Origin of the sequence: Xanthomonas sp. WHRI 7064 (assembly GCF_040202355.2) — a bacterium.
GTDB lineage: Bacteria > Pseudomonadota > Gammaproteobacteria > Xanthomonadales > Xanthomonadaceae > Xanthomonas > Xanthomonas arboricola.
On record NZ_CP167821.1, the window covers coordinates 4,227,866 to 4,239,829 of the forward strand.

General features: G+C 56.7%; 9 protein-coding genes and 1 tRNA gene. 5 read left to right on the top strand and 5 right to left on the bottom strand.

What is annotated here, in order from left to right; all coding sequences use genetic code 11:
- Positions 1 to 62 precede the first annotated feature (62 nt).
- From ABQY74_RS17965 to ABQY74_RS17985, 5 genes are all read left to right on the top strand, one after another.
- Entirely contained in the window at positions 63 to 611 is a 549-nt protein-coding gene (locus ABQY74_RS17965; RefSeq protein WP_219821118.1) for a (2Fe-2S)-binding protein, read from the top strand.
- Positions 608 to 1,600, top strand: a complete 993-nt coding sequence (locus ABQY74_RS17970) for a xanthine dehydrogenase family protein subunit M (RefSeq protein ID WP_104575030.1) — start codon at positions 608 to 610, stop codon at positions 1,598 to 1,600. The genes ABQY74_RS17965 and ABQY74_RS17970 overlap by 4 nt, the downstream gene beginning before the upstream one ends.
- Positions 1,597 to 3,987 (top strand): xanthine dehydrogenase family protein molybdopterin-binding subunit, encoded by a 2,391-nt coding sequence (locus ABQY74_RS17975; RefSeq protein ID WP_349792566.1) that lies wholly within the window; start codon positions 1,597 to 1,599, stop codon positions 3,985 to 3,987. Before ABQY74_RS17970 ends, ABQY74_RS17975 begins: the two co-directional genes overlap by 4 nt.
- Positions 3,988 to 4,126: 139 nt before the next feature.
- Positions 4,127 to 5,125: an XdhC family protein gene (locus ABQY74_RS17980; protein WP_104575150.1), complete on the top strand. Its 999-nt coding sequence runs from the start codon at positions 4,127 to 4,129 to the stop codon at positions 5,123 to 5,125.
- Between the two features lie 162 nt (positions 5,126 to 5,287).
- Positions 5,288 to 6,307: an NAD(P)-dependent alcohol dehydrogenase gene (locus ABQY74_RS17985; protein ID WP_104575152.1), complete on the top strand. Its 1,020-nt coding sequence runs from the start codon at positions 5,288 to 5,290 to the stop codon at positions 6,305 to 6,307.
- A 341-nt stretch (positions 6,308 to 6,648) separates the two neighbouring features.
- On the opposite strand, the gene ABQY74_RS17990 is transcribed toward ABQY74_RS17985, so the two are convergent.
- The 5 genes from ABQY74_RS17990 to rpoD all read right to left on the bottom strand — a co-directional run bounded on the left by ABQY74_RS17990 (position 6,649) and on the right by rpoD (position 11,900).
- On the bottom strand, positions 6,649 to 7,554 hold the full coding sequence (locus ABQY74_RS17990; protein ID WP_206514924.1) for an AraC family transcriptional regulator: 906 nt from the start codon (positions 7,552 to 7,554) through the stop codon (positions 6,649 to 6,651).
- Positions 7,555 to 7,804: 250 nt separating this feature from the next.
- The gene (locus ABQY74_RS17995) at positions 7,805 to 8,995 is read right to left on the bottom strand and encodes an integrase arm-type DNA-binding domain-containing protein (RefSeq protein WP_126968288.1); all 1,191 of its coding nucleotides are present in this window, start codon (positions 8,993 to 8,995) and stop codon (positions 7,805 to 7,807) included.
- Between the two features lie 178 nt (positions 8,996 to 9,173).
- Positions 9,174 to 9,249, bottom strand: a tRNA-Ile gene (locus tag ABQY74_RS18000).
- Between the two features lie 275 nt (positions 9,250 to 9,524).
- Complete coding sequence (locus tag ABQY74_RS18005) at positions 9,525 to 9,839, bottom strand: DUF6566 family protein (protein WP_102584025.1); 315 nt, start codon at positions 9,837 to 9,839, stop codon at positions 9,525 to 9,527.
- Between the two features lie 186 nt (positions 9,840 to 10,025).
- Positions 10,026 to 11,900, bottom strand: coding sequence for an RNA polymerase sigma factor RpoD (rpoD, locus tag ABQY74_RS18010; RefSeq protein ID WP_016902493.1), 1,875 nt, complete (start codon positions 11,898 to 11,900; stop codon positions 10,026 to 10,028).
- Positions 11,901 to 11,964: the final 64 nt, after the last annotated feature.

Genomic DNA, 11,964 nt, shown 5'->3' on the forward strand with positions numbered 1-11,964 from the left:
AGGCAACTCTTTGCATGCCGGGCAGAACATGCTTGAAGCATTACTGAAGTCTCGATGCCTGAATGCCAGTTGGCATCGCTTTGTGGCTTTGGGAAAAAGCCAGCACGAAGGGAGAGGCCAGCATGACAGATCGAAAAAGACTTCAGCTCAGCATCAATGGTGAGCGTAAGACATTTGAGCTTGATACGCGGACCACGCTGCTTGACGCACTTCGAGAATTTGCCGCTCTTCCTGGCACCAAGAAAGGATGCGACCAAGGACAATGCGGTGCCTGCACCGTACATATTGACGGCCAACGCGTGTTGAGCTGCCTGACTCTTGCGGCGCAAGTCGAAGGGCGGGAGGTAACCACGATTGAAGGACTCGCGCCTTCGGACGGTGCATTGCATGTCGTACAGGCAGCATTCGTCGAATTCGATGCGTTTCAGTGCGGTTATTGCACCCCTGGACAGATCATGTCAGCCGTCGCCTGCATTCGTGACGGCCACACGGGTTCTGATGATGAAATTCGCGAATACATGAGCGGAAATATATGCCGCTGTGGCGCTTACCCACATATCGTCACCGCAGTGCGCGCGGCAGCGGCGCGTCTACAGGAGCGCAGCGCATGAAGACGTTCGACTATGTCAGGACCGACGATGTGAGTGAGGCACGCCAGCAGGCCAGTAAGCCGGCAACCAAGTTCCTGGCGGGTGGCACCACCTTGTTGGATCTGATGAAGTGCGGCGTCGAACGCCCTGCGCGGTTGGTCGACATCAGTCGGTTGCGGGGTTTGAGTGAGATCAATCTGGATGACAGGCGGATCCGGATCGGTGCTACAGCCAAGATGAGCCAAGTAGCCGCCGACGCGCAGATCAAGAAAAAAGCGCCTGTTCTCAGCGAAGCCTTGTGGCGCGCAGCATCACCTCAGCTGCGCAATATGGCCTCCATTGGCGGAAACCTCCTGCAGCGCACACGCTGCAGCTACTTTCGTGATCCTGCCGCTTATCCCGCATGCAACAAGCGCTCACCAGGATCAGGTTGTGCAGCGCTAGACGGCGTAAATCGTCAGCACGCGGTGTTGGGGGCTAGCGAAGCCTGCATTGCGATTTATCCCGGCGATCTGGCGGTAGCATTGGTGGCATTCGACGCGACAGTCCGTATTCGTGGCAACACCGAACGAACCGTGCTGGCGGATGACTTCTATCGGTTGCCTGGCCTCACTCCTCAGATCGAACATGACCTCTCGCCCGGCGAGATGATCATTGAAATAGATGTGCCAATCGTGCCGGCTCTGAAGCACTCGCACTACTTGAAGGTGCGTGACCGCGCGTCCTACGAGTTCGCTGCTGCAAGCGCCGCAGTTGGGATCGAGCTAGAAAGCGATGGACGCACGATTCGCGATGTTCGTATCGCATTGGGCGGTGTGGGCACCAAGCCGTGGCGTGCGCGCGCAGTCGAGCAGGCTCTGATTGGTAAGACTTTCTCCGAGCCGATGCTCCGTGAAGCAGCCAAGCACTCAATCGATGGCGCGGAAGCACGAGAACATAATGGCTACAAGATCACCCTGGCACCACGCGTAGTAGCGAGGGCACTGATGACTGCCGGAGGCCTAGCATGAGTTATTTTTTTCATCAGAAAATCAAGCGTCGCACATTGCTCAAGACTGCGGCAGCGGGCTCTGCTGTCGGCTATGGCGGGCTGGCCCTTTCGGTGCCGTCGAGTGAAATTTCTCCAGTCGTAGGCAAAGAGCCTAAGGGTGCACTTGGCGAGCGCGCCTCACGAAAGGATGGTGGGTTGAAGGTACGTGGAAAGGCTCGCTATGCCATCGAGCATGCGCTAGAAGGAATGCTTTACGGCGTAGCAGTACAATCAACCGTTGCCGCCGGACGCATCACCTTGATTGATGTCGCTCGGGCCGAACGCGCTCCGGGCGTCGTAGCGGTGTATACACATCGCAATCGCCTTGATATCCGCCCGGCAGTTCCTTTCATGAAAGGGGGATCTGCTACTGAGGCGTTCGTACCTCTGCAAGACGATCAAGTGCGCTGGAACGGTCAGCACATCGCATTGGTGGTGGCCAAGACGTTCGAGCAGGCAACCGAGGCCGCAAGTCTGGTACAGGTCAGCTACACGCAGACCAATGCAATCATCAATCCTGATGACAAGCGTGCCAAACCACAACCGATGAGCGATCTGCAAGTGAAGTGGGGGGATGCCGAATCCGCTATGGCAACTGCTGTAGTGACCATTGATGAGGTGTATACGACGCCCCGCGAATACAACGTTCCAATGGAGCCGCATGCTTGCATTGCGCACTGGAACAACGATGCACTGACTGTCTATGAATCGAGTCAGTGGGTCGGTGGCGCGCGCAATGTAATTGCCCAGTGGATGGGTGTGGAAATGGACAAGGTTCGCGTTGTCTCGCCATTCATCGGAGGCGGCTTCGGCTGCAAGATTGCGCCTCACCCACATGTCGCAATGACCTGCGCCGCCGCCAGAGTATTGGAACGCCCGGTGAAAGTTGCGCTGACGCGCCCGCAGACATTCACCGGATACGGTGGACGTCCACGCACGGGGCAGAAGCTGGCTTTGGGGGCTACAGCGCAAGGCTCACTTGTTTCGGTGGTCCATGACGGATGGAACGAGACAGCAATCGACGATGTCCATCTGGAACCCACCAATGTGGTGACTGCGCTCATGTATGCGTCACCTCATCTACTGGCTCGCCATAGCGTAATTCCTGTCAACACCGTGAACCCAGGGTGGATGAGGGCGCCTGGTGAGAATGTCAGCGCATTCGCCCTTGAAACCGCCATGGACGAACTGGCATACAAACTCGGTCTAGATCCGGTGGAGCTGCGCCTACGCAATTGGGCTGACCAGGACCCCAAGGCCAATATTCCTTGGTCGTCACGTCGTCTGCGCGAGGGATATGCAGCCGGTGCCGCTGCATTTGGCTGGGCAAAGCGCAATCCGGTACCGCGCTCGATGCGCGAAGGGCGTGAGCTGATTGGCTGGGGAATGGCTGCAGGCACCTACCCTGTCTGGCGCACGCCGAGTGAAGCTAAGATTGTGATCCACAAAGATGGGCAGATAGAGGTACTCAGCGGGGGCACGGATCTTGGTACAGGGACCTACACGATACTTGCGCAGACCGCAGCAGAGGTATTGGACGTGCCGACCAGTGCCGTGAGGGTCAGCCTTGGCGATACGGACCTCCCTCGCGCTGCGGTTGCCGGCGGCTCTCAGCTGGCTAATAACCTTACTGGGGCAGTGCATAAGGCGGCGGTTCTCGCGCGCAGCGAAGTGTTGAGAGTCGCAACGACCGATGCCAATTCCCCCTTGTACGGCATGGATATCGGCAAGCTTGTCTTTAAAAACGGACGCATCAAACCATCGCAACGACCTGGCGATGGAATTGCATTAGCTGACTTGTTGAAAGCCTTGGGCAGGGATCGCTTTGAAATTTCAGCGGACACCTTCAAAGCAGATTCGACCGAAGCTGACCGTGATGCAGCCGCCCACAGTTTCAGCCAGATGCTGCCCACCACAACAGGGGGTGTATCTGCGCACAGTTGGGGTGTGCACTTCGTGGAGGTACGAGTGGATGAAGACTTCGGTACGGTTCGCGTAAAGCGGATGGTAGCGGCCTTCGACAGTGGAAAACTCTACAACCCCAAGCTAGCCGAGAGTCAATGGATCGGCGGCATGATCATGGGTATAGGACAGGCCCTGCTCGAAGAGGGGCACATTGATGATAGGGATGGACGAGTTGTCAACGCCAACCTCGCCGACTACGCGGTGCCAGTTAACGCGGACGTTCCCGAGATCGTCACCATCGATGTCGGCTTGCCCGACTTCAAGGCCAGTGCGCTTGGAGGCAAGGCGGTGGGCGAACTTGGAATCGTTGGCGTCGCGGCGGCCATCGGTAACGCTGTCTATCACGCAACCGGCAAGCGCATACGCGACCTGCCGATCACGATGGACAAGCTGCTTGCATGATGCCCCTTCTTGTAACACTAGGAGGCAGCGGTCACGTCAAGAATCGATACTCTTATCGATGTCATGGGCTTGTACTTGACGTTCATTGCAACAGTACACGCTTGGCTATACCCATGGTTCTACCCCGGTGAGCACGCGACTGGCAACGAGCGCCACCCCGGCGCCGTTAGGACTGGAGTGGCCGGCTTGGCCCCACTACGCCTTGCAAGAAGATTTGCTGCCAATCCTCAGAGAATGGCATGCGATAGGTCGGCGGGTCGCACTCGCAACCTTGATAGAGGTTCATGGCTCATCACCACGGCAGTTGGGTAGCCAGATGATCGTCAGCGATCATGGGCATGTGGCGGGATATGTCTCTGGCGGCTGCGTGGAGGCAGCGGTTGCCCAGGAAGCAATACGTGCGCTGCATGACGGATCGCCACGCTTGCTAGACTATGGCCACGGTAGCGAGGTCATGGACATCCAACTGAGCTGTGGTGGCCGGATTGGCATCCTAGTCTGCCCACTCAATGATTTGAATGTCCATCTGGCACGATGGCTCGACGCTCGCCAGCAACGAAATCTCTTCTATGCTGCACTTGATCGTAGCACCGGCGGATTGCGTTACCCATCTTCACCAAGCCAACTGCATACCAACGAATTTCTGCTGACTTATCGACCACCGCCACGGTTGATTCTTGTGGGTTCAGACCCAGCAGTGCTCGCGCTGGTCACGCTGGCCCGCCAGATGGAGATCGAGCTTCGCGTATTACGTCCGCATGGCCCGAGTGAGCCACCTCCTGGCCTTCCCCATTCACATTACGACCGGCGTGCTCTTGGCGAAGCATTGGTGGATCTCGTACTGGACGCCAATTGCGCTTTGTACAGCCTCACCCACGATAACGAACTGGACCTACAGGTTGCGCGCCATGGGTTGGCTTCAGTCGCCGCCTGCGTTGGCATCCTGGGCAGTCGCCAAAAAAAAGAAACGCGCCTACGCGCGCTCCGTGAGCTCGGTCATGACGAACAATCTCTGGCACGTCTGCGGCTTCCTGCTGGTTGGCGTCTCGGTCATTCGTCTCCTCACTCCATCGCTGTCGGGATAATTGCAGAAACACTCGAAGCGATTGTCGGCGCAGCTGGGCATGGCTGCGACTGAGAGAGTTTTAGCGGGTCATCTTGCGGATTTCTCTGCGTGAGTCGCCAGAGCGACTCACGCAACCGGTATCAGCATGCTGAGATTAAGTCGTGACAAGTGTCTCTAAAGCCATGAATTACCGGTACTACCTTATACCAACCTTGTAGAGCGAGGAGATTTTTGTTGAAAGCATATCGATTGAATGACTTCACCGGCACAAAGGACCTTGTGCAAGTAGCCGAAGCAATTCCACGTCCCCAGCGGGGTGAGGTGCTGATTGGTGTCCGCGCCGTATCGCTCAACTTTCGGGACATAGCGATGCTACGCAACCAGTATCCTGTTCCACATCTCAAAGGTCTTATTCCAACCAGCGACGCAGCAGGCGAAGTGGTTGACGTCGGGGAAGACGTTTATAGATTCGCAGTGGGCGATCGGGTCATGAGCGTCTTTCATCCCGCTTGGCACGGGGGACGCCTGCCAACGAATGTCAATCGTCAGGCATACGGTGCCGCATCCAATGGATGGCTAGTGGAATACAAAGTTGTTAACCAGGAAGATCTGGTTGCTATTCCTGAAAACCTTTCCTACGAGGAAGCAGCAACACTTCCCTGCGCTGCTCTTACTGCCTGGAGCGCACTTACATTAGGTGAGCCTATTCGAGCAGGACACTCGGTCCTAATTCAAGGTACCGGTGGAGTTTCGATCTTTGGGCTACAGCTGGCCAAAAGTCTGGGAGCGACAGTTATCGCTACAACTTCCAGCTCTAAGAAGGCTGAACATTTGAAGCAATTGGGAGCAGATGAAGTTATTAATTACGTCACCGACCCGAAGTGGGGCTCTTCCGTAAGAGCTCTTACCGGCGGCAATGGCGTTGATCGAGTCATTGAGGTAGGCGGACCAGGCACGATCAATGAGAGCTTGGTCGCCGTACGCTTTGGCGGGGAGATATCGGCAATCGGCTTCCTCAACGGCGAAGATCGCAAGATCGATTTTTTTACACTCTTCGGAAGTGGAGCTACCTTCAGACACATCTCGGTTGGTAGCCGTGAAGGCCTCGAAGATCTTTTGTCTGCTGTCTCGATGTCAAATATTAGACCGGTGATCGATCGTGTATTTGATTTCGAAGATGCACGCGATGCTTTTTCTTACGTCGATCAAGGCTCACACTTCGGCAAAGTAGTCATTCGCCTTCCTCATAGCTAGGAACCAGTGACTTACTCATCTGCAATTGTCTTAATGATGAGAATTACATGAATCGCAGACGTCTAACACCCCCCTTACAGCAACCGGTAAATGAGTGAGGCCTGCTAGACACCGATCACAGCTATGATAGAGGGTGTGGAACTTCCCAGCCCTCTAAAAATATTCTCTACGTATTCGCTTATAGACTTTCATCCTGAAGCCAATCAATCCAATTTTTCAGAATTAGCGAAGACCTGCAGTCGAGAATTTTCAGGGTCTGGGGGCATGAATAACTTGCAAGAATGATCACCTGCATCGCAAAGCGCTGAATTTATTGACTTTTAATTGAACGTTAAAAACGGTCAACTCAACCGAAGTCTGCGGATATCCTTCAATGGAGGAGCTCCAAATAGGCGAGCATATTCACGACTGAATTGAGAAGGACTTTCATAACCCACACGTATGCCGGCCACGCCAGCGTCCATCTCTTCATTCAACATAAGCTGGCGCGCCTCCTGAAGCCGTAGCTGCTTCTGATACTGCAAAGGACTCATGCTGGCGATTTCGCGGAAATGCTGCCGAAATGTTGAGGGGCTCATGTTTGCAGATGAAGCCAGCTCCTCCATGCTAAAGGAGCGGTGGAAATTTTGTTTGAGCCAACCCATTACCCGAGCGATTTGTTGACTAGGCGTTCCGGAGGCGACGACATGCCGCAAATGCGGACCATGCGGCCCAGTGAGAAGGCGTACCGTAAGTTCGCGCCGTATCAGTGGTGCAAGTGAATTTATAAGACGTGGTTCGGAGGCCAACTTGATCAGGCGGAGCAACGCGTCGACTAGAGGAGCATCGAGAGGCTGCAACGATATAGGACGATAGGCAAAGTTCTTCGGCAGAGGGTGAAGATCGAGGCAAGCCACCTCCTCCAACACCATCTGCGCGTCCAAGCCTATAAGCATGCCGAGAAAAGGCTCCTCTCGCGTAGCCGACGAAACGTGCGTAACGACAGGAAGGTCAACTGTAGTAAGCAGAGAATTTCCAGGAGCAAAATCAAACACCTCTTCACCAAGCATCACCTGCTTGCCACCTTGAAGAGTTAATCCCAAGCCAAGGCCATAAATACATGGCATCGGCATCGCAGGCGCACTCCTGCGATGGACACTGAGTCCAGGTAGTGAAGTAGGAAAATCTCCATCACTTTGGGCAATACTAGCAGCGGCTTGAACAATTGTGGCCGGCAGTTTCACCATTGTCTGAAAGTCTGATTTCATGCATACCGGCTGAATTTTGAATTACTGACAGCTTCGACTCGTTCTCTCCGGCCGTCAACTAGGCTTCCTGGACATTCGTTACTTTAGGCAATTTATTCGACAGATAAGGCAAACTGCCCAGAGAATTTTCCTACCAGCTAATGCGGCGTGAAACGAGCCCATCCGCTTTCTTGCATTGTGATTTTGCCATCATTAGCAAGTCGGACCATGATGCCCGCTTCCCACCAGAAGCACCTAGAGCCCCTTACCCTTAGCTTACTTGCCGTTGTGTCCGTAGACCTTCTAAATAATCAGCCCATGCCTGCATCATCTTCTTGCGCTCTGGCAGGTGCGCCGTGCGGTTGTAGGCTCGCCCCAATGGATCACGCACTGCATGCGCGAGCTGATGCTCGATATAGTCTGGACGAAACCCCAGAACTTCATCGAGCACGGTCCGCGCCATCGCACGAAAGCCGTGACCTACAATGGTTTCGCCATCGAAACCCAAATTGCGAAGCGCGGCATTGACCGTGTTCTCGCTCATGGGGCGATCGGCGCTACGCACGCCGGGAAACACGTAGTCGCTGCGCTTGGTGAGTGGCCATAGTTCTTCAAGCACTGCCACTGCTTGTGCGGACAAAGGAACAACGTGCGCGGTCTTGGTCTTGCTAGTGACGTAGCGCCACTCACCGGCTTCCAAGTCGATATCCGTCCACTTTGCCTGCCGCAGTTCGCCAGGGCGCACAAAAAGCATGGGGGCAAGCTTGAGGGCCGCGCAAGTCACAGGCGAGCCCTGGTAGGCCCACAGCGCGCGCAGAAGCTCACCAATTCGCGCAGGCTCGGTCAGGCTTGCGAAATGCTTGGTTTGCGGCTGCTCCAATGCACCTACAAGGTCTTCAGCAGGATTTCGCTGAGCCCTGCCCGTCGCAATTGCATACCGGAAAACTCGTCCTGCATGAGACCGTGCCCGGTGGGCAGTCTCCACCACGCCCCTCTGTTCCAACTTCCTTAGAGCAGCCAGAAGAATGGGAGCACTGACATCAGTGATAGGCATATCAGCAATAAAAGCCAAATCCTTTTCAATTAGACGGCGCTCTCGCTTTACCGAACCTGGACCTAGCCCTTCCTTCGCTCGTTTAGCCAACAGCTCAAGCCCAATGGTTCCGAACGTAGTGTTCAAGCGCTCGGCTTGGACGGCTCGCTCAATCCGAGCGACATTGGCTGGGTTAGCTCCACCCTTCAGCAGCATGCGTAGCTTGTCGCGCTCTGCACGAGCCTGCATCAGTGAAAGCGCCGGGTACTCGTCGATGGTCACCATGCTTGGCTTACCTGCATACCGGTAGCGATACCGCCAAACCTTTGCACCAGTGGTACGCACCTCAATGCACAAACCGTTTGAGTCAGCTACCCGAAAGGCAGCATCCCTAGGTTTAAGCGCGCGAAGCTTTGTATCTGTAAGCATGTGGAGTCAGGCACCTGTGAGTCGGGCAGGCAAGATGCGATGGAACGACTCACAGCCCGACTCACTTCACACATGGATGCAGCTGGATCCAGCTGGACCTTGCAAGACCAAATACAAACGTTTTTCAGGGGACTTCTTGAACCTTCCGGACTATATCGGACGTTCTTGAACCGGAATTTGGTGGGCCCACCAGGATTCGAACCTGGAACCAAAGGATTATGAGTCCTCTGCTCTAACCGTTGAGCTATAGGCCCGGCAGGGTGGGTGGCGAGATGCGGGGCATGTCGGACCGTCCAGCTGAGGCGAAAGTTTACCTGTCCGCGCGCGTCGCTGTCTGCTGACATCAGGCATCGATGAGGAGAAGCGCCCGCACCCACCCGTGCCCGTGCATGCCCACAAAAAAAGCCCGGCGCGAGCCGGACTTCTAAATTTGTATGCGATCAGTGCGCTTTGCGCACCATTCGCGGTAGACGACCCGGATCGACAAGCACCTCAGCAATCCCGAATCCCCACTCCCCAATCCCGGCTACTAAGCCACCTCAAGCTGCGCATCGACCAATTGCCGGCCTGCGCGGAATCCCTGCGCGATGGCTTCCTGGTACGTCTCCCAGCCCGGTTCCCGGCCACCGATGCGTGGCTGGCGTTTGCCGCCCAGTGCATACACGTCGACCCATAGCGTCCACCTGGCGCCCGGGGACGCCTGCTCGGTGCGTACGCGAATCTCGTGCTCGCGGTATGTGGTGGTTTCAAAGCGGCTTTGCCTGCTCATACGACGGCCTCGTTTCCATTCGTCCATCAACTTAGAAGCCACGGCTAGAACGTCACGTGAGTCAGGCAGAAACATCGGCTTCATGTTGCGCCGCTGTCTGGCTTCGTCGCCGGGGCGTGAATGTCGCCTGCGCCATCCCCGGCGCATTGGTGCTTCGGCGACGTCCACCCGGCCAAGCATAGCTCGCGGCATGCCCCACAACGCAACAGCCCCGCATGTGCGGGGCTGTCGTGTGATCACTGCACCGATACGGCTACCGGATCAGTCGATGTCCAGGAACGAGCGCAGCTGTTCCGAACGGCTCGGGTGACGCAGTTTGCGCAACGCCTTGGCCTCTATCTGACGAATCCGCTCGCGGGTGACGTCGAACTGCTTGCCCACTTCTTCCAGCGTGTGATCGGTATTCATGTCGATACCGAAGCGCATCCGCAGCACCTTGGCCTCGCGCGGGGTCAGCCCTGCCAACACGTCCCGCACCGTCTCGGAGAGATTGATGTTGGTGGTGTTGTCGATCGGGGACTCCACGTTGGTGTCCTCGATGAAGTCGCCCAGATGCGAATCCTCGTCGTCGCCGATCGGGGTTTCCATCGAGATCGGCTCCTTGGCGATCTTCATCACCTTGCGGATCTTGTCCTCGGGCATGTCCATTTCCTTGGCCAGCTCCTCCGGCGTGGCCTCGCGGCCGAACTGCTGGAGCATCTGGCGGGAAATGCGGTTCAACTTGTTGATCGTTTCGATCATGTGCACCGGAATACGGATGGTGCGCGCCTGATCGGCGATCGAACGGGTGATGGCCTGACGGATCCACCACGTTGCATACGTCGAGAACTTGTAACCGCGGCGGTATTCGAACTTGTCCACGGCCTTCATCAGGCCGATGTTGCCTTCCTGGATCAGGTCGAGGAACTGCAGGCCGCGGTTGGTGTACTTCTTGGCGATGGAGATGACCAGGCGCAGGTTGGCCTCGACCATTTCCTTCTTGGCCTTGCGTGCCTTGGCTTCGCCATAGGCCATCGCGCGGCTGATCTCCTTGATCTCGCCCAGGGTCAGGTAGTTGGCCTTCTCCATCTCGATCGAGCCCTGCTGCTCGGAGACGATCTGGTCCTTGACGTCGCGCAGCGCCGACGACCACTTCTGCTTGCGCTTGAGTGCGTCTTCCACCCATTCCAGGTTGGTCTGGTTGCCTTCCCAGGAACGAATGAAATCCTTGCGCGGCATGCGTGCCACAGTGGTGGCCAGGTGCAGCACCTTGCGCTCGTGATCCTTGATGCCGTTGACCACGCCACGCAGCTGGGTAACCAGCGCATCGGTCAGCGGCAGCGGCAGCTTGAGCGTGGTGAAGATGGCGGCCATGTCCTCGCGCGCCTTGACCACCAGCTTGTGCTCGGCGCCGTTCTTGGCATAGATCTTCTTGAACTTGGCGTATTCGTTGGCCAGGTTCTCCATGCGCGTGGCCACTTCCACCGGGTCCGGACCGGTCGGGCCGGCCTCTTCCTCGGCAGCGTCGTCATCGCCGTCTTCGTCGTCGTCTTCATCGACCGCGTCTTCGTCGACCGCGACCGGGCCGGCGGCGGCCAGCGCAGCGGCGGCGGCGTCGGCTTCTTCGATTAGGTCGTTGAAGCCGACCACGATCTCGGCCAGACGCTTCTTGCCTTCCTTGTGCGCTTCGTAATCGGCCAGCAGCATTTCGGTCGACAGCGGGAACACACCCAGCGCTGCCTGGACCTGGCTCAGGCCTTCTTCGATACGCTTGGCGATGGCGATTTCGCCTTCGCGGGTCAGCAGCTCGACCGTGCCCATTTCGCGCATGTACATGCGCACCGGGTCGGTGGTGCGGCCACCTTCGGTGTCGAGCGCGGTCAACGCGGCGGCAGCTTCTTCGGCTGCGGTGTCGTCAACCTCGCGGTTGCCGGTGTTGCCATCGTTGAGCAACAGGGTTTCAGCATCGGGCGCAACTTCATGGACATCGATGCCCATGCCGTTGATCATGCTGATGATGTCTTCGATCTGCTCCGGGTCGACCAGGTCGTCGGGCAGGTGGTCATTGACTTCGGCGTAGGTCAGATAGCCCTGTTCCAGGCCCTTGCTGATCAGTAGCTTGATGTCGGATTGCTGGGCAGGACGTTCGTTGGCCATGAGTGCTCGCGCCACCGGCTTTGAGATTGGAAAGAGAACCTAGCATTATACCAGCGTGAAGCCC